Origin of the sequence: Kitasatospora sp. MBT63 (genome assembly GCF_000710465.2) — a bacterium.
In the GTDB taxonomy this organism is placed as follows: domain Bacteria; phylum Actinomycetota; class Actinomycetes; order Streptomycetales; family Streptomycetaceae; genus Kitasatospora.
The window spans coordinates 1-15,578 of record NZ_JAIZ01000105.1 but is presented as its reverse complement, the minus strand read 5'-3'; the positions used below and the strand labels follow the sequence as shown (position 1 = coordinate 15,578).

At 71.5% G+C, this 15,578-nt stretch carries 18 protein-coding genes and 2 pseudogenes; 8 read left to right on the top strand and 12 right to left on the bottom strand.

Features of this window, described 5'->3' with window-relative positions; genetic code table 11:
- Window positions 1-25 precede the first annotated feature (25 nt).
- From AA75_RS06820 to AA75_RS06810, 3 genes are read left to right on the top strand one after another with little or no spacing between them, the layout of a single operon-like run.
- On the top strand, window positions 26-454 hold the full coding sequence (locus AA75_RS06820) for a hypothetical protein (RefSeq protein ID WP_051811947.1): 429 nt from the start codon (window positions 26-28) through the stop codon (window positions 452-454).
- The gene (locus AA75_RS06815; protein WP_149037983.1) at window positions 454-789 is read left to right on the top strand and encodes a hypothetical protein; all 336 of its coding nucleotides are present in this window, start codon (window positions 454-456) and stop codon (window positions 787-789) included. The genes AA75_RS06820 and AA75_RS06815 overlap by 1 nt, the downstream gene beginning before the upstream one ends.
- Entirely contained in the window at window positions 786-1,082 is a 297-nt protein-coding gene (locus AA75_RS06810; protein WP_033818875.1) for a hypothetical protein, read from the top strand. The genes AA75_RS06815 and AA75_RS06810 overlap by 4 nt, the downstream gene beginning before the upstream one ends.
- Before the next feature lie 95 nt (window positions 1,083-1,177).
- On the opposite strand, the gene AA75_RS06805 is transcribed toward AA75_RS06810, so the two are convergent.
- Complete coding sequence (locus AA75_RS06805; RefSeq protein ID WP_063794291.1) at window positions 1,178-1,462, bottom strand: helix-turn-helix domain-containing protein; 285 nt, start codon at window positions 1,460-1,462, stop codon at window positions 1,178-1,180.
- 110 nt (window positions 1,463-1,572) lie between these two features.
- Between AA75_RS06805 and AA75_RS06800 the strand changes: the two genes are divergently transcribed.
- Window positions 1,573-1,788 carry a hypothetical protein gene (locus AA75_RS06800; RefSeq protein ID WP_033818874.1) on the top strand — a complete coding sequence of 72 codons (216 nt, stop codon included), beginning with the start codon at window positions 1,573-1,575 and terminating at the stop codon, window positions 1,786-1,788.
- On the opposite strand, the gene AA75_RS06795 is transcribed toward AA75_RS06800, so the two are convergent.
- On the bottom strand, window positions 1,785-2,807 hold the full coding sequence (locus AA75_RS06795) for a TrmB family transcriptional regulator (protein WP_033818873.1): 1,023 nt from the start codon (window positions 2,805-2,807) through the stop codon (window positions 1,785-1,787). The genes AA75_RS06800 and AA75_RS06795 overlap by 4 nt on opposite strands.
- A 147-nt stretch (window positions 2,808-2,954) precedes the next feature.
- Between AA75_RS06795 and AA75_RS06790 the strand changes: the two genes are divergently transcribed.
- Window positions 2,955-3,140: a hypothetical protein gene (locus AA75_RS06790; RefSeq protein WP_033818872.1), complete on the top strand. Its 186-nt coding sequence runs from the start codon at window positions 2,955-2,957 to the stop codon at window positions 3,138-3,140.
- A gap of 245 nt (window positions 3,141-3,385) precedes the next feature.
- Here AA75_RS06790 and sodN read toward each other — a convergent pair whose 3' ends face one another.
- Window positions 3,386-3,781 carry a superoxide dismutase, Ni gene (sodN, locus tag AA75_RS06785; protein WP_033818871.1) on the bottom strand — a complete coding sequence of 132 codons (396 nt, stop codon included), beginning with the start codon at window positions 3,779-3,781 and terminating at the stop codon, window positions 3,386-3,388.
- A gap of 181 nt (window positions 3,782-3,962) precedes the next feature.
- Here sodN and sodX point away from each other — a divergent pair, with 181 nt between their 5' ends.
- On the top strand, window positions 3,963-4,409 hold the full coding sequence (gene sodX, locus AA75_RS06780) for a nickel-type superoxide dismutase maturation protease (RefSeq protein WP_033818870.1): 447 nt from the start codon (window positions 3,963-3,965) through the stop codon (window positions 4,407-4,409).
- Here sodX and AA75_RS06775 read toward each other — a convergent pair.
- The 5 genes from AA75_RS06775 to AA75_RS06755 form a co-directional block, all read right to left on the bottom strand.
- Entirely contained in the window at window positions 4,393-5,031 is a 639-nt protein-coding gene (locus AA75_RS06775; RefSeq protein WP_033818869.1) for an ABATE domain-containing protein, read from the bottom strand. The genes sodX and AA75_RS06775 overlap by 17 nt on opposite strands.
- Window positions 5,032-5,165: 134 nt before the next feature.
- Window positions 5,166-5,918 carry an amino acid ABC transporter ATP-binding protein gene (locus AA75_RS06770; protein WP_033818935.1) on the bottom strand — a complete coding sequence of 251 codons (753 nt, stop codon included), beginning with the start codon at window positions 5,916-5,918 and terminating at the stop codon, window positions 5,166-5,168.
- A gap of 44 nt (window positions 5,919-5,962) precedes the next feature.
- Window positions 5,963-6,958, bottom strand: a complete 996-nt coding sequence (locus AA75_RS06765) for an amino acid ABC transporter permease (RefSeq protein ID WP_233288948.1) — start codon at window positions 6,956-6,958, stop codon at window positions 5,963-5,965.
- Window positions 6,959-6,998: 40 nt separating this feature from the next.
- Complete coding sequence (locus tag AA75_RS06760; RefSeq protein ID WP_051811945.1) at window positions 6,999-7,937, bottom strand: ABC transporter substrate-binding protein; 939 nt, start codon at window positions 7,935-7,937, stop codon at window positions 6,999-7,001.
- 410 nt (window positions 7,938-8,347) lie between these two features.
- Window positions 8,348-9,265: an ABC transporter substrate-binding protein gene (locus AA75_RS06755; RefSeq protein ID WP_051811944.1), complete on the bottom strand. Its 918-nt coding sequence runs from the start codon at window positions 9,263-9,265 to the stop codon at window positions 8,348-8,350.
- Window positions 9,266-10,008: 743 nt separating this feature from the next.
- On the opposite strand from AA75_RS06755, the pseudogene AA75_RS06750 reads away from it, so the two are divergent.
- Together AA75_RS06750 and AA75_RS06745 are read left to right on the top strand one after the other, a co-directional pair.
- Window positions 10,009-11,145: pseudogene (locus tag AA75_RS06750) on the top strand (NADP-dependent malic enzyme); the annotation flags it as partial.
- Window positions 11,146-11,277: 132 nt separating this feature from the next.
- Complete coding sequence (locus tag AA75_RS06745) at window positions 11,278-12,240, top strand: quinone oxidoreductase (RefSeq protein WP_033818867.1); 963 nt, start codon at window positions 11,278-11,280, stop codon at window positions 12,238-12,240.
- 57 nt (window positions 12,241-12,297) lie between these two features.
- Here the strand turns inward: AA75_RS06745 and AA75_RS06740 are convergent, their stop codons facing one another.
- From AA75_RS06740 to AA75_RS06725, 4 genes and pseudogenes are all read right to left on the bottom strand, one after another.
- Window positions 12,298-13,341, bottom strand: a complete 1,044-nt coding sequence (locus tag AA75_RS06740; protein WP_033818866.1) for a PadR family transcriptional regulator — start codon at window positions 13,339-13,341, stop codon at window positions 12,298-12,300.
- A 1-nt stretch (window position 13,342) separates the two neighbouring features.
- Window positions 13,343-14,239, bottom strand: a complete 897-nt coding sequence (locus tag AA75_RS06735; protein ID WP_033818865.1) for a DUF4097 family beta strand repeat-containing protein — start codon at window positions 14,237-14,239, stop codon at window positions 13,343-13,345.
- A gap of 145 nt (window positions 14,240-14,384) precedes the next feature.
- Window positions 14,385-14,564, bottom strand: a complete 180-nt coding sequence (locus AA75_RS06730) for a DUF6104 family protein (RefSeq protein WP_030267971.1) — start codon at window positions 14,562-14,564, stop codon at window positions 14,385-14,387.
- Between the two features lie 51 nt (window positions 14,565-14,615).
- Window positions 14,616-15,578, bottom strand: a pseudogene (locus tag AA75_RS06725) (hypothetical protein); the annotation flags it as partial.

Genomic DNA, 15,578 nt, shown 5'->3' with positions numbered 1-15,578 from the left:
TGAGAGAGAGTGAGGGGACCGCTCCATGTCCACGACTACGAGCATCGACGCCGCGCGGGCCTGGCTCGCCCAGGCGGACACCGACCCGGACCACGCGTACCGCTGGTGGCTGTCCAGCCCGGGCTCGGTGGCCATCCTTCCGGCCGGCCGAATGTGGGACGTGGTCGAGCTCGGCCCGGCCCAGGCGGACCAGCTGGCCGGCCACCCCGCCATCACCGGCCCCGTCATCCGCTACGACGACCGCGACCGGGCGTTCGTCCTGGTCCCGCCCGGCACCCGCGACACGTGGACCTCGCAGCTCGCGCCCTGCCTGAGCGAGGTGCACTACCTCTCCGTCCCGGACCCGAGCCGGACGGCCCCGCCCGGCGTGCACTGGGTGATCCCGCCGGACGGCACCGGCACGCTCACCGAACCGGCACTGCTCGCCGCCGCGCTTGCAGAGGTGGCTCTGTGATGGCGCTTCAGCCCGCAGCCGTCCCCGAGTCGGCCCAGGTGATGGAAGCCAGTATCGCCCTGGCGCTGGAGGCCAGCATCGACGGCGTCCTGGCCCCCGTCGGATGCCTCGGGGTGGAGGCAGGCCGGGCCGCACTCTGGGCTGCCGCCGACCGAGAGGACATCTGGCTCGACTCCTACCCCGCGACGGTGGAGGTGCTGACTGCCCCCTCCTGGCACGCGAAGATCCAGTCCATCGTGATCCGGGACGGACGCTGGTCCGCGCCGCTGCTGCTCGGCGACAGCTACCGCGAGACGACGATGCGGCTCCAGGTGGTCGACCAGGGAGCCAGGTGACCGGCGGGGAGTGGCTGGAGCCCGCGCTGCGGTGGGGAGCCGAGAAGGCCCGTGCGCGGGGAGAAGGCAGTCCGGAGCTCGACCATCCGACCGACGGCCCACCAGCGTCTTCTGAGCGCGCCCAGTGGGTCGGTCCGTACTGGGACGCGTTCCATGGTCTCGCGGCCGCGGTCGGCGAGCTCCGCGACCTCGTGGCCATGCCGATCAGCGAGGTGCCGGCCGAGGCCATCCACGAGGTAGCGGCGGAGGCCCGGGCGCAGCTGGACCGCATCGAGGCGGTCACCCGTGGCTGAGCCGGAGAGCTGGCCGGACACCGGGTACTGCGTGGTGTGCGGCGAGTACGGGGAAGGCGTGTTCGCGGCGGTCCTCAACCGGTTCGCCGACTCGATCAGGGGCCACCAGGGCTGCCGGGGGCCGACATCGCCGAGTCAGGCCGGTCCCACAGCAGCGTCCAGGTCGGGACGTCGAGGGCGGCTGCAATGCGAGTGAGATCGCCGAGTGTGGAGTCCCTCATCCCGCGCTCGGTCTCGGAGATCGTCCGGCGGTCGAGGCGCACGCGTTCTCCGAGTCGCTCCTGGGTCACCCCGCGCGCCAGCCTGAGCTCGAGGATGCGGCGGCCGACCGCGTGGCGTTCGGTCAGGACCCGGGCGTGATCGTCAGCAGGCAGCACCATCCGACGCTTGCCGAGCTGTGATCAAAAGTCTGTACGTCACCGGCGACATTCGATCGAACGCGTTCGATGTAGCATTCATTCGTCCCTGGGGGGATATGACCAGGAGCACCGTGAGCACCGAACCGACCCCAGGCTGGACCCTTGACCGACCGTTCGACCTCGCGGACAGCCTCGCCGACCTCGGGCGCGCTGCGCAGCATGCGGCCGACCTGGCCCGGGCTGACGACGGATCCGGCGCGCAGGCCAAGGCCCTCCGCGAGGCCCGCGCGGTCGTCCGCCGGCTGTCGGTGAGGATCGAGCGGCACAGAGCCCCGGGCGGCGGCTAGCTCCGGCGGCGCTCCGCGCGCCCGGCGAGCCGCCCGAGCTCGTAGAGGAGGGCCGCGTTCGACGCGCAGCCGAGGGCGCGCCGCATCGCCAGGAGCTCGCCCTGGACGGCTCGCTCGCTGATGCCGAGGGCGGCGGCCACGCCGGCCTGTGCGGCTCCGGCCGCGAGGTGCTGGGCGATCTGCTGCTGGCGGCCGGTCAGCCGCGGGCCGCGGGCGGCTGCTGGGGCCGCTGGGGCGCGGTCGCCCTTCCATACGGTGGCGCGGGCCCAGTCCCGATCCACCATCGCCGCGACGTAGGCCACGAGGGCCTCGTCCTCCAGGACTATGGCGCGCGCTGGCTCGTCGCCCGGTCCGACCCACGGCGTTTCGTCGCTGAGCACGGCCCAGCGTCGGTCGAGGATGATCGACCGCATGAAGGGCTCCGCGGTCACTCGGATGTGGGCGCCGGCCGCGGTCATCTGTGCGGCCCACTGGGCCGTGGCGTCGTCGGTCCGGACGGAGTCCATGTAGAGGGTCCGCATGGAGACCCCGCGATGCAGCGCGTCAAGGTCGCGGGGCAGCGCCAGGGCGAGGGTGGAGGCGGGGCGCGGGCCCCCCGGCTGGGCCGCGAGGATCTCTGAGGTCGTCCCTGCGACCAGCTCGCTGATCCGGGCGTTGATCCGCTCGACTCCCTCGAGGTGCTCGACGGTGCCCGCGCTGGGCGCCTGCTGCGCCCTGCGCTGCTGCCAGGCGATGGCCAGGTCCTGCACCGAGGCTGGCAGCGCCACCGCGCCGGTCATGGCGTCCGAGACCTGCGTGAGGAGCTGGTCCCGGCGGCGGTTGGCGGCCTCCGCGGGGGACAGCGCGATGTACTGTCCGGCCGGCTCATGGGGGTGGGGGACCACGAGGCCGAAGCGGAGCAGCTCGGCCAGGGGCTCGGCATCGGCGTCCGCGTCGGTCGGCGCCCCGGTGTGGAGGATGGTGAGGTACAGCGTGCGGCCAGCCGGGCTGACGTCCCACGGCCGGAACGGCTCTGGCATCCTCTACCCCTAGACGGTTGCGGGATCCCGCATGCGGGAACCCGCACCGGTTTTCTCTTGATCCTACCGGCGGGAGGGGAGGAAACTGTTCGTGCTCCCCGGGGATACCCGGTTCGGACGATCTCACACCACTGACCTGGAGGATCCATGCTCCGCATACGCGCGCTGACGGTGGCCGCTGCTGGACTCGTGGCCGCCGGCGCCCTGCTGTGCCTCCCGGCCGGCCCGGGCGCCGCTCTCGCGGACACCGGGTGGAACCTGGCCGTAGGTGACCCGGATGGCGACGAGCCCGACGTGGCCTCCGTGGCCTTCATGGACACCGGCTGGAACTGACCTGTCCGCTGGTCGCTGACCGCCGGGGGGCACGACACGGTGCCACCCTCCTCGCACCCCCCGGCATCAACGGCAGTATCCCCCGTCCATGGCTGGACGGGGGATACTGTATTTCATGATCATCTGGGATGTGGATGGGCGATGATCTTGTTCATTGCCGTGCATCGCGGTGCATCAGGCTGCATCGCTAAGGATGGCCCAGGCGGCCCGCCAGCTGCGAGAACCGGCAAGTCGCCTGGTCAAGATCACGCCTTCTTCGTCTCCCAGAAGATGGCGTCGATCTCGGCGATCAGGTCGAGCAGGGCCTGGCCGGTGGCCGGGTCCGAGGAGGCCTTGGCGGCCGAAGCGGCCTTGCCGGCCCGGTTGAACAGGTCGTGCAGCCCCGGGTAGGCCTCGAAGTGCGGGGCCTTGAAGTAGTCGGTGTGCAGCACGGAGAGGTGGTGCTTGACCAGCTCGGCGCGCTCCTCCTTGATGACGATGGCGCGCGCGCGGAACTGCGGATCCTCGTTGGCCTGGTACTTCTCCTGAGTGGCCTTCACCGACTCGGCCTCGATCCGGGCCTGGGCCGGGTCGTAGACACCGCAGGGCAGGTCGCAGTGGGCGTGCGCGGTGACGCGCGGAGCAAACAGACGAGAGAACATGGGAGTCCTTCCTTGGATCGTCTTCCCGCGCCCGAGATTACCCGCACGCACCCCGCACTTCGCGTCTGCCCCGTGGGCCCGGGACCAAAGGAGGAGGCCGAACCGGCCGATACCGGGCGGTGCGCCGGGCACGCCACACTGGAGGGTGCACAGCAGCGGACACGAGGTCAGGGGTGAACGGATGCCGGTGAGTCGGCGCGGCGGCGGTGCGCCGTTCGGGGTGGTGGACGTGGCAGGGCCGTCGATGCGCCGGCTGCTGCGCGACGGCGACCAGGTGCTGGTCCGCTACGGCGCGCCGCTGCGGCCGGGCGCCGTGGTGCTGTTCCGGCACCCCTTCCAGCAGGACCTGCTGGTGGTCAAACGGGCCGTCGGCCGCCGCCCCGGCGGCTGGTGGATGCTCTCCGACAACCCGCTGGTGCGCACCGACAGCCGGGAGTACGGCGCGGTGCCGGACGAGCTGGTGCTCGGCCGGGTGCTGCTGAGGCTGCGGCCGGCCCCGGCCTGGCTCGCCCCGGCGCCCTGGCTGGCGCGGGCGCTGGCCGGCTGGCCGTGGACGCTGCTGCCGGCCGCGGCGGTGCGCCGGCTGGGGGTGGACCGCACCCCGCCGGCGCTCAGGGACGGGGAGTGAGCTGGGCCCCGCGCAGCGCTTCTCCCCGCTGGGCCTCCCCGCGCAGTGCCTCGCCCCGCTGCGCCTCCTCACGCTTGCGCGCCCGGTAGGCGGCCACGTTGGCGCGGGTCGCGCAGCGGTCGGAGCAGTACCGGCGGGAGCGGTTGGTGGAGGTGTCCAGGTAGGCGTTGCGGCAGGGCGCGGCCTGGCAGATGCCGAGCCGGTCCACGCCGAGCTCGGTGAGGTGGATGGCCAGGCCCATGCAGGCCACGGCGGCGTAGTTGGCGGCCGCGGTGGGCGCGTTGTCGGCCAGGTGCAGGTGCCAGTGGGGCCTGCCGGTCTCGTCCAGGTCGTCGTGGCCGGAGACCATCGGGCTGACCGGGTACTCGACCATCAGGCTGTTCAGCAGGTCGACCGCCCGGACGTCCTCGCCCTCGGCGGCGGCCTCGAAGACCCCGCGCAGCCGGGTGCGGACCGCACGCAGCCTGGGCAGATCGGACTCGTCGGTGAGCGCGGCGGCCCGCGAGGGGACCTTGAACAGCGCGCGCACCGCGTCCACCGTGGTCAGTCCGTCGGTGCCGCGCTCGGGCTCCTCGCTGTTCACCAGCCGGACGGCGAAGTCGGCGTACGAAGCGAGCTCCACGGTGGTCCTTCCAGAGGCGGTAACGGGTATACAGCCTCCAGGGTATTACGTTCCGGACGCACCGCGGCGGCCCACCGGAGTACCGGTGGGCCGCCGCGACGGGTTCCGGGGCCGCGCCCCCGGAACACCGTGGATCAGAGCACCTTGGACAGGAACGCCTTGGTCCGGTCGTGCTGCGGGTTGCCGAGCACCTCGCGGGGGTGGCCGGCCTCCACCACCACACCGCCGTCCATGAAGACCAGCGCGTCGCCGACCTCGCGGGCGAAGCCCATCTCGTGGGTGACCACGATCATGGTCATGCCCTCCTCGGCCAGGCCCCGCATGACGTCCAGCACGTCGCCGACCAGCTCGGGGTCGAGCGCCGAGGTGGGCTCGTCGAACAGCATCAGCTTGGGCTTCATGGCCAGCGCCCGGGCGATGGCGACCCGCTGCTGCTGGCCGCCGGAGAGCTGGGACGGGTAGTTCTTGGCCTTGTCGGCCAGCCCGACCCGCTCCAGCAGCGCCATCCCGCGCTCCCGGGCGGCGGCCTTGGACTCGCCCTTGACCTGGACCGGCGCCTCGATGACGTTGTCCATCGCCGTCATGTGCGGGAACAGGTTGAACCGCTGGAAGACCATCCCGATGTCGCGACGCTTCATCGCGACCTCGCGGTCCTTCAGCTCGTACAGCTTGTCGCCCTTCTGGCGGTAGCCGACCAGGTCGCCGTCGACCCAGAGCCGGCCGGCGTTGACCTTCTCCAGGTGGTTGATGCACCGCAGGAAGGTCGACTTGCCGGAACCGGACGGGCCGATCAGGCAGAACACCTCGCCCTGCCGGACCTCCAGGTCGATCCCCTTGAGGACCTCGACCAGGCCGTACGACTTGCGCACGCCCTCGGCGCGGACCATCAGGCCGCCCGGCTGGACTTCGGTCGGGTTGTTCGTCAGATCGGTCATCCGAGACCGCCTCCTTCACCGCCGCCGCCGTGGACCCCGGCGTCGGCGGGCTTCGGTGCCGGCTTCGACCGCAGGCCCTGGAACAGGCCGCGCATCCGCTGGAGCGGGGTGGGCGGCAGGGCCCGGTTCGAGCCGCGGGCGTAGTGGCGCTCGATGTAATACTGCCCGATGGTCAGGATCGAGGTGAGGAAGAGGTACCAGAGGCTGACCACGATCAGCAGCGGGATGCTCTGGAAGTTGCGCGAGTAGATGTTCTGCCCGGCCCGGAAGAGCTCCTCCAGGGCGATCACGCTGACCAGCGAGGTGGTCTTCAGCATCGAGATGGTCTCGTTGCCGGTCGGCGGGATGATCACCCGCATCGCCTGCGGCAGGATGATCCGCCGCATGGTGTCGAAGCGGCTCATGCCGAGCGCCTGGGAGGCCTCGTGCTGACCCTCGTCCACCGACTGGATGCCGCCCCGGACGATCTCAGCCATGTACGCGGCCTCGTTGAGACCGAGGCCCAGCAGGGCCGCGACGAAGGTCGGGATCAGGACGTTGGTCTCCTGCGACCAGAACGACGGGCCGAACGGGATGCCGATCGACAGCCGGGCCCAGAGCACGCCGAGGAAGTTCCAGAACACCAGCTGCACCAGCACCGGCGTGCCGCGGAACACCCAGATGTACACCCAGGCGGTGCCGGACAGCAGCGGGTTCGGCGACAGCCGCATCACGGCCAGCAGGATCCCGCCGAGCACGCCCATGACCATGGCCAGCGCGGTCAGCTCGAGGGTGACCACCAGGCCGTGCAGGATGCGGTCGTCGAAGAGGTAGTGACCGACGAGGTCCCACTTGAAGGCGGGGACGGTCACGATGGCGTGGATCAGCATGGCCGCGAGCAGCAGGATCACTGCGGCGCCGACCCACCGGCCGGGGTGACGGACCGGGACGGCCTTGATGGCCTCATGCCGTCCCGGGGTCGCCTCCGGCCCCTTGTGGAGAGAGTTCACGATGTGGCCTCAGAACAGGTCGCTCGGAGCGAGGGGGACGAGATCAGCTGGTGGCGCCGTTGAGCTGCGCCTTGTCGATCGCGCCGGCGTCGACGCCCCACTTCTGCAGGATCTGCTTGTACGTGCCGTCGTCCATCAGCGACTGCACCGCCTTCTGCACCGCGGGGGTGAGCGCCGAGCCCTTGGCGAGCGCGATGCCGTACGGGGCGGAGTCGGTGGTGGGGCCGAGCTTCTCCAGCTGGCCCTCGGTCTGCTTGATCGCGTAGTCGATGACCGGGGAGTCGGCCATCATCAGCTGGTCGCGACCGGAGACGACGGCGTTGGTGACGTCCGTCTGCAGGTCGAACTTGTCTCCGTCGTTGGGCACCGGCGGCTTGCCGGCGGCGACGCAGGCGGGGTTGATCACGTCGGTGATCTGGTCCGCCTGGGTGGTGCCGGTCTGCACCGCGATCTTCTTGCCGCACAGGTCGTCGGCGGAGATCTTGTCGGGGTTGCCCTTCTTGACCGCGATACCGGTACCGGCGGTGAAGTAGGTGACCATGTCGACGGTCTGCTCGCGCTCCTTCGTGTCGGTGAAGGAGCTCATGCCGAGCTGGTACTTGTTGGCACCGATACCCGGGATGATCGCGGTGAAACCGGCGTTCTGGACGTCGGCCTTCAGGCCCAGCTTGGCGGCGATGGCGTTGGCCAGGTCGACGTCCATGCCGACGATGGTGCCCTTGTCGTCCTGGAACTCGTTCGGGGCGTAGGAGGCGTCCGACCCGACGACCAGCTTGCCGGACGACTTGAGGTCGGCGGGGACCAGAGCGGCGAGCGCGGGGTCGGCCGTCACCGCCGAAACCGACGCGCTCGGGTTCCCGGCGCTGGAGCCGGAGCCGGAACCGGAGGAGCTGCTGCTGCTACAGGCGGTGAGCAGGAGCGTGCCGGCGGCGAGGGCGGCGCCGGCCACGACGAGGCGGGGGCGCGGGGTACGAGCGGACATCAGGGGGATCTCCTCCTGTAGGAGAGACGGGCGGAGCACGCCGCCGGGGGAAGCGGTGCGCCGGACGCGTCGGACCCCGGCGTCGCTGTCCGGGGCCGGCCACGACCGGTCGTTCGGTTTGTGCTGGTCCTGCCTGAATTCAATCGCCACCCTCCGCCGAGGTGGACGAAATTGATCGAACTGCCTCGACTGGGACGACACCCGGCTGCTTGGGCTGGGGGAAGGCCGCTGCGACCGAGTTGGGTGGAATCCTGCCACTGAGTACCGGGGAACGGGTCTCTCTGCAGATCAAAATCGGATAACGAGGCGCCTCAACGTCCGCTATTCGGACGAATTCCGCGCCCCTGTCACCCTGTGTATAAGTATGCAGACCGGAGTGCTCAAGGCGAGCACCCCGGCCGCCTGTGGCCTCAGCCGCCGTTCACCACCGCGTTCTGGGCGGCGCCGTCCTTGAGGTTCCACTTCTCCAGGATCTTGTCGTACTCACCGCTGCGGATGATCTGGTTCACCGCCTTCGCCAGCGTGTCGCGCAGCTCGGCGTTCTCCTTGGCGACCGCGAGACCGTACGGCGAGGGCTGCAGCTGCTGCCCGGTGATCTCGAACTGCGCGCCGTTGAAGCCCTTCTGCACGGTGTAGGCGGCCACCGGGTAGTCGTTCATGTCGGCCACGGCCTTGCCCGAGGCGACCAGGGCCAGTGCGTCGTTGTCGGTCTCGGTCAGCGTGATGGTGAGGGTCTTGTGCGCCTTGTCGCAGGCGCCGGTCTGGCGCTGGGCGATGGCGGCCTGGGTGGTGCCGCGCTGGACCGCGACGGTCTGGCCGCACAGGTCGTCGAGGGACTTGATCTTCTTGGGGTTGCCCTTGGGGACCAGGATCGTGGTTCCCGCCAGGAAGTAGTCCACGAAGTCGACACCCGGGTTGACCTGCTGCCCGTTGTCGTCGGTGCCGTCCCGGCGCTGGCGGTTGTCGGTCAGGGCCGACATCGCGACGTCGAACTGCTTGGCCTGGAGGTCCGGGATCAGCTTGTCGAAATCGGTGTCCATGATCTTGATCTTGATCTTGAGCTGCCGCCCGATGGCCTCGGCGAGATCCGGGTCGAACCCGGTGGGGAGCCCGTCCTGTCCCTTGAACTCGACCGGCGCGTAGTTGACGTCCGAACCGATCCGCAGGACGCCGGCGGTCTTCACCGCGTCGGGGAGCCGGTCGTGCAGCTCCTCCTCGGGGGACTTGGCCGCGCCGATCGAGCTGCAGCCGGTCAGGAGCAGGGACCCGGCCGCGAGGGCCGCGCCGGATCTGGTGAAGCGGCCGGATATGCGGGCGCTGTGGTGCATGGAGCTGGTCCTCCTGTGGGAGAGGGCGGTGCTGTCCCACCGGGGTGCGCGGGTGTGCGCCGGCGGTGTACGGGCACGTCTCGGTGCTGCCGAGAGGGGGTGGGCCCGTCCGGTTCCGGTGGTCGATTGCGAGGATCCTGCCATCCCACCCTCCTGCCCCGGGTCTCGGGTGTGTCAGAATCCGGTATCGGGTAACCCCCGAAGCCCGAACACAGACCGCCGGTTCGCGACAGGACCGGGGTGCGCAGGACCGGAAGCCGAAGACGTCGACTCTGGATCCGAGGCACCGGCTCCCCTCCGTGTCTGCGTTCACTCCTACGGGTGTCCGTACTGGCCCGGCCGTTGCCGCCACTGGCCCCGGATCCTTCCGAGATCCGGTGCCGTCAAGTGGCTCAAAGGCCGTGAACAGTGCGTGACAAGGACGAAAAGGCACAGGTGCGGTGCCTTCGCCCGACCTAGGCTCAAGCGGTGTCTGTCACCTTCCCGGCTCCGGCTGGTGATGCCTGGGTAAGACCGGAAGTACAGCGCAGAACACTTGAAACCCTCATCCGAGGGCGCTGCCCGAAGGCCGTGCCCCGATCCCGGCCACCGGGTACGCGGTCCGCGTACCCGGGTTTTCCGTCCCCGGCCGGGTCGGCCGGCCGCCGGTCGCGCTCTCGCTGATCATTGACGAAGAGGTCATCGTGGCAGCGGAGATCATCCAACCCAGTACTCAGGACACCGTCGATCCCGTCGACGCCGTCTTCGCCCTCCACCGGGGCGGCAAGATGGAGGTCCGGGCGACCGTTCCGGTCCGCGACGCGGACGACCTGTCCCTGGCCTACACCCCGGGCGTGGCCCGGGTCTGCACCGCCATCGCCGAGCAGCCCGACCTGGTCAACGACTACACCTGGAAGTCGAACGTGGTCGCGGTCGTCACCGACGGCACCGCCGTGCTCGGCCTCGGTGACATCGGCCCCGAGGCCTCGCTGCCCGTGATGGAGGGCAAGGCGATCCTGTTCAAGCAGTTCGGCGGCGTGGACGCGGTCCCGATCGCGCTGGCCTGCACCGAGGTGGACGAGATCGTCGAGACCGTGGTCCGGCTCGCACCCTCCTTCGGCGGCGTCAACCTGGAGGACATCTCCGCCCCGCGCTGCTTCGAGATCGAGCGCCGGCTCCAGGACGCCCTGGACATCCCGATCTTCCACGACGACCAGCACGGCACCGCGATCGTCACCACCGCGGCCCTGTGGAACGCCGCCAAGGTGAGCGGCCGGGAGATCGGCAGCCTGCGGGCGGTCATCTCCGGCGCCGGCGCGGCCGGCATCGCGATCGCCAAGATGCTGGTCGCGGCCGGCATCGGCGACGTCGCCGTCTGCGACCGCCGCGGCGTCGTGCACGAGGGCCGGGGCGACCTGACCGACGTCAAGGCCGAGATCGCCGCGCTGACCAACCGGACCGGGATCAAGGGTTCGCTGGCCGACGCGCTGGCCGGCGCCGACGTCTTCATCGGCGTCTCCGGCGGCACCGTGCCCGAGGACGTCGTCGCCACCATGGCCGAGGGCTGCTTCGTCTTCGCGATGGCCAACCCCAACCCGGAGATCCACCCCGAGGTGGCGCACAAGTACGCCGCCGTGGTGGCCACCGGCCGTTCGGACTTCCCGAACCAGATCAACAACGTGCTGGCCTTCCCCGGCATCTTCGCCGGCGCCCTCCAGGTCCGGGCCACCCGGATCACCGAGGGCATGAAGCTCGCGGCCGCCAAGGCGCTGGCCGCGGTGGTCGCCGACGAGCTGACGCCGCAGAAGGTGATCCCGTCGCCGTTCGACGAGCGGGTCGCACCGGCGGTCACCAAGGCGGTCGCCGAGGCCGCCCGCGCCGAGGGCGTCGCCCGCCTCTGACGGCGCCCCGCGGACGGGCGCTCCGAACGGGCGTCCGCAGGACGAGCGGCGGACGGCCGGGGACGGACACGCGGTGCAGGTCACACCGACGCGTGGTTCCGGGCCCCGGCCGTCGCGGCTATCGTCCGGATCATGTTCGCTGCCTACGCCGCACGTATCGACCCCGCCGATCCGCTGAGCGGGCTGGAGCTCGGCGAGCTCCCCGAGCCCGAGGCCCGACCCGGCTGGAGCGTGGTGACGGTCAAGGCCGCCACCCTCAACCACCACGACCTCTGGTCCCTGCGCGGGGTCGGACTGCCCGCCGAACGGCTCCCGATGATCCTCGGCTGCGACGCGGCGGGAATCGACGAGGACGGCAACGAGGTGGTCATCCACTCCGTCATCGGCCAGAGCGGCCACGGGGTCGGGCCCAACGAACCGCGCTCCATCCTGACCGAGCGCTACCAGGGCACCTTCGCCCAGCGGGTCGCCGTGCCGACCTGGAACCTGCTGCCCAAGCCCGCGGAGCTCTCCTTCGAGCAGGCCGCCTGCCTGCCCACGGCCTGGCTGACGGCCTACCGGATGCTGTTCACCAACGCCGGCGTCAAGCCCGGCGACACGGTCCTGGTGCAGGGCGCCGGCGGCGGCGTCTCGACCGCGCTGGTGGTCCTCGGCAAGGCGGCCGGGCTGCGGGTGTGGGTCACCGGACGGGACGAGGCCAAGCGGGCCAGGGCCGTCGAGCTCGGGGCGGACGCCGCGTTCGAGAGCGGCGCGCGGCTGCCCGAGCGGGTGGACGCGGTGATGGAGACCGTCGGCGCGGCCACCTGGTCCCACTCCGTCAAGTCACTGCGCCCCGGCGGCACGATCGTCATCTCCGGCGCCACCTCCGGGCCGAGCCCGGCGTCCGCCGAGCTCAACCGGATCTTCTTCCTGGAGCTCCGGGTGGTCGGCTCGACCATGGGGACCAAGGAGGAGCTGGCGGGGCTGCTGGCGCTGTGCGGGACGGCCGGGGTGCGGCCGGTCATCGACAGCGTGCTGCCGCTCGCGGAGGCCCGGGAGGGGTTCGCGCGGCTGGCCGGGGGGGACGTGTTCGGGAAGATCGTGCTGACGCCGTGACGCCGTGACGCGCAGTTCCGCCCCCGGCCTTGGGCCGGGGGCGGAACTGGCCGTGCGTCAGATGAAGAGCCGTCGGATGCGGGCGGCGGTGGTGGCCAGGGCGGCCTGGGCTTCGGCGAGTTGGGCCGGGGTCACACCGCGGGCATCGCGGGCGGTGTCCCTGACCTGGTCGCGGAAGCGGTCGAGCAGGCGGTCCAGCTCGCGGTCCGGGGCGGCTGCGGCGTCCGTCCGGGCCCACTCGGGGAGCTCGGCAGCGGTGACCGTGTCCGTGTCCGGGTCCGCGGTGTCGGTGTCCTTGTCCAGGTCGATCCGGGTCACCCGGATCTCCTCGGACTCCTGCTGGCCGCCCCAGCGGGCCGCGTCCGCCAGCGAGGACAGCCCCTTGGTGAGCTCGGCCAGCCCCTCGGCGAGGCCGGTCGACCAGTCGCCGCGGCTCGCGTGTTCGCGGACCTGCTGTTCCACCCGCCGCTTCAGCCGCAGCGCCTCCTGCTGCGCCGCGCTGCGGGCCGCCTTCGACTCCTCGCGCAGCCTGCGGGCCTCCCGCTCGGCGGCCTTGGCCTGTTCCTTGGCGGCCCGCTCCTGCTCCTTGGCGCGCTTGGCCTGGTCCTTGGCCTGCGCCTTGAACTGGGCGAACTCGTCCTTGGCGCGCTGCCAGGACTCCCGGTCGCCCCACGGACCCGCCCACGGGTCCCCGGCGTTGCCGGGCCTGGCGGTGGTGGCCTGCTTGGCCTCGCCCCAGAGCTCCTCGCGCAGGTCCTTGGCGCTGTCCCGGACGTCCTCGCGGATCGCGTCGGCCAGCTGCGCCACCGAGTCCCGGATCTCCAGCTCCAGTTCGGCGAGCTCGCTCTGACGCCCGGCCAGCTCCTGGCGGCCGGCGTCGGTGAGCCGGTAGACCTTCCGGCCGCCCTCGGTGCTCTGGGTGACCAGGCCCTCCTTCTCCAGCTTGGCGAGCCGCGGGTAGACCGTGCCGGCCGAGGGGGCGTACAGGCCCTGGAAGCGCTCCTCCAGCAGCCGGATCACCTCGTAGCCGTGGCGCGGCGACTCGTCGAGCAGCTTCAGCAGGTACAGGCGCAGTCGGCCGTGGCCGAAGACCGGGGTCATCTCAGACCTCCTTGGTCAGCTCGGGGCCGGCCGGGAGCTCCTTGGCCGGGCCGCCGTGGTCGTCGTCCGCGTCGGGCCGGCGCAGGACGGTCACCGGGCCGGAGACGGTGGTGACCGCCAGCTTCCCGGTGCCGGAGCCGAGCTGGCCGGTGAGCCGCTTGGCGCCCCAGCTGCCGGTGACGGTGAGCTCCTCGAAGGTGCTGGAGACGTCGCCGGTGGTGGTGCCGGCCTCGACCTTGGCGTCGGCCAGCGAGGGCAGCCGGACGCCGACCTGGCCGCTGACCGTGGAGACCTTGATGTCGGTCGGGGTGGTGACGTCGAGGTCGAGGGTGACCGCGCCGCTCACCGAGTTGGCGTTGATCCGCTCGGCGGTGCCGGCCACCAGCGTGATGGCGCCGGAGACCGTGTTGACCTTGAGGTCGCCGGCCACCCGCTGGGCGTCCACGTCGCCGGAGACGGTGTTGGCCTGCACCGCGCCGGACAGGCCGACCAGGGTGGCGCCGCCGCTGGCGCTGTGCGCGCCGACCTTGCCGGCGATCCCCGAGACGGTGGACTCGGCGGAGACGGTGCCGACCTTGACCTCGGCGCCGGCCGGGACGGTCAGCGAGACCACCGCGCGGCGCTTGCGCCGCAGCGAGCTGATGAAGCTCTTGACCGACTGCACCGACTTGAGGGTCTCGCCGAACTCGTGCCAGTCGAGGTCCTTGTAGGCGACCGTGAGCACCCCGCCGTCGAGGGTGACCTGCAGCGGCTCCCCGTCGACCTCGGTCACCTCCAGCCGGGCGGGACCGTCGCCGGCCACCACGTTCACCGCGCCGCCGATGATCCGCACGTGCAGGGTGTTGACCGGCTCGTCGAAGTTGATCCTGTCAGGCTCGCTGACCGTCCACTGGCCCATTGGGTCCCGCCTCCCGTTCGCGATGTATCGCGTTCCACTGCTCAACACGATATATCGCGAATCGGGGAAGTCAAGCGGTTCCGCCCCGGACACGCGAACGGCCCGGAAGGCGGGTGCCTTCCGGGCCGTCACTGGGCGGCTCGCCTCAGTCCTCGTCCTCGTCGTCGAGCCGGGCCAGCCAGGTGGCCAGCCGCTCGACGGGGATCTCGAAGTCCGGGTTGAGGTCGACGAACTCGCGCAGGCGCTCGGCCAGCCACTCGAAGGTGACCTCCTCGTCGCCGCGCCGGCTCTCCAGTTCCTCGATGCCGCGGTCGGTGAAGTACACGGTGCGCTCCGGTCCGGTGGGATCTGACCTGGTCAGGATAGTGCGGGCGGCTCAGGTGTCGTTGCGGTAGTAGGTGAACGAGATCTTCACCGCACCGGTGGACTTGTTGCCCTGCTCGACCACCTTGCCCACCACCACCCCGCCGTTGGCCCGGTTGCGCAGGCAGAAGATCCGGCCGGGCGGCAGGTCGTCGTACTTCAGGTCGGCCACCGGGTGCTGGTCGATCGCCGTCGAGCACTGCTCGGGGCTGAGCGACTGGTCCCGGGTGATGTACGCGTCGCTGCTCCCGGACGACCAGTTGAAGTCGTCGTACGAGGGCGACAGCGCCCAGGCCGGGTACGAGGAGTCCGGCACCACGATGCCGTTGGCCAGGTCGAAGCTGTGGCTGGAGTCGGGGCTGGCCAGCTCGCGGTTCTCGTACACCATCGTGTACTTGGGCGGGCCGGACGGTGCCGCGCTGCCGGCGCCCGCCGCACTGTCGGAGCCCGCACTGCTCTTCGCCTTGGGGGAGGGCGAGGCGGAGGGCGAGTACGCGTCCTGGGCCGGAGCACTGGCGCGCGGCGCCGACGAGGCCGCCCCCGAGGAGCCCGACGATCCCGGCGAACCCGAGCCGGCGGTGCTCCCCGAGGCGGACGAGTCGCCCTTGCCGCCCAGCTTGTCCATCAGCACCACGCCGCCGACCGTGCCGCCGAGCGCCATCACCAGGGCGACCGTCAGCAGCACCTTCCAGGACACCCCCTTGGGCTGCGGCGCCGGAGCCGGCCGGGAGTCCGGGACCACCGGGCCGGGCGGCGGGGTGTCGAAGGAGGGCTGGTGCAGCGCGGTGGCCGCGGGCGGCGCCACCGGCCCGGTCGGGGCCTCGGTGGGCAGCGTCGGCGGACCGAACGCCCCGGCGGGCGGACCGAACGCGCCCGCCGGCGCCGCGGTCACCGGCCCGGTCGGGTACCCGCCCGGCACCGGCGGGTACCCGGCCGTCGCGCCCGGCGCCGCCGAGGGAGCCGGCGGAGCGGGGGG

Excerpts from the sequence above, each read along its gene's own strand:
- AA75_RS06820 (WP_051811947.1), top strand. The coding sequence starts at position 26 with ATGTCCACGACTACGAGCATCGACGCCGCGCGGGCCTGGCTCGCCCAG.
- AA75_RS06815 (WP_149037983.1), top strand. The coding sequence starts at position 454 with ATGGCGCTTCAGCCCGCAGCCGTCCCCGAGTCGGCCCAGGTGATGGAA.
- AA75_RS06805 (WP_063794291.1), bottom strand. The coding sequence starts at position 1,462 with ATGGTGCTGCCTGCTGACGATCACGCCCGGGTCCTGACCGAACGCCAC.
- AA75_RS06795 (WP_033818873.1), bottom strand. The coding sequence starts at position 2,807 with ATGCCAGAGCCGTTCCGGCCGTGGGACGTCAGCCCGGCTGGCCGCACG.
- AA75_RS06790 (WP_033818872.1), top strand. The coding sequence starts at position 2,955 with ATGCTCCGCATACGCGCGCTGACGGTGGCCGCTGCTGGACTCGTGGCC.
- sodN (WP_033818871.1), bottom strand. The coding sequence starts at position 3,781 with ATGTTCTCTCGTCTGTTTGCTCCGCGCGTCACCGCGCACGCCCACTGC.
- sodX (WP_033818870.1), top strand. The coding sequence starts at position 3,963 with ATGCCGGTGAGTCGGCGCGGCGGCGGTGCGCCGTTCGGGGTGGTGGAC.
- AA75_RS06770 (WP_033818935.1), bottom strand. The coding sequence starts at position 5,918 with ATGGTCCGCGCCGAGGGCGTGCGCAAGTCGTACGGCCTGGTCGAGGTC.
- AA75_RS06760 (WP_051811945.1), bottom strand. The coding sequence starts at position 7,937 with ATGTCCGCTCGTACCCCGCGCCCCCGCCTCGTCGTGGCCGGCGCCGCC.
- AA75_RS06755 (WP_051811944.1), bottom strand. The coding sequence starts at position 9,265 with ATGCACCACAGCGCCCGCATATCCGGCCGCTTCACCAGATCCGGCGCG.
- AA75_RS06745 (WP_033818867.1), top strand. The coding sequence starts at position 11,278 with ATGTTCGCTGCCTACGCCGCACGTATCGACCCCGCCGATCCGCTGAGC.
- AA75_RS06740 (WP_033818866.1), bottom strand. The coding sequence starts at position 13,341 with ATGACCCCGGTCTTCGGCCACGGCCGACTGCGCCTGTACCTGCTGAAG.
- AA75_RS06735 (WP_033818865.1), bottom strand. The coding sequence starts at position 14,239 with ATGGGCCAGTGGACGGTCAGCGAGCCTGACAGGATCAACTTCGACGAG.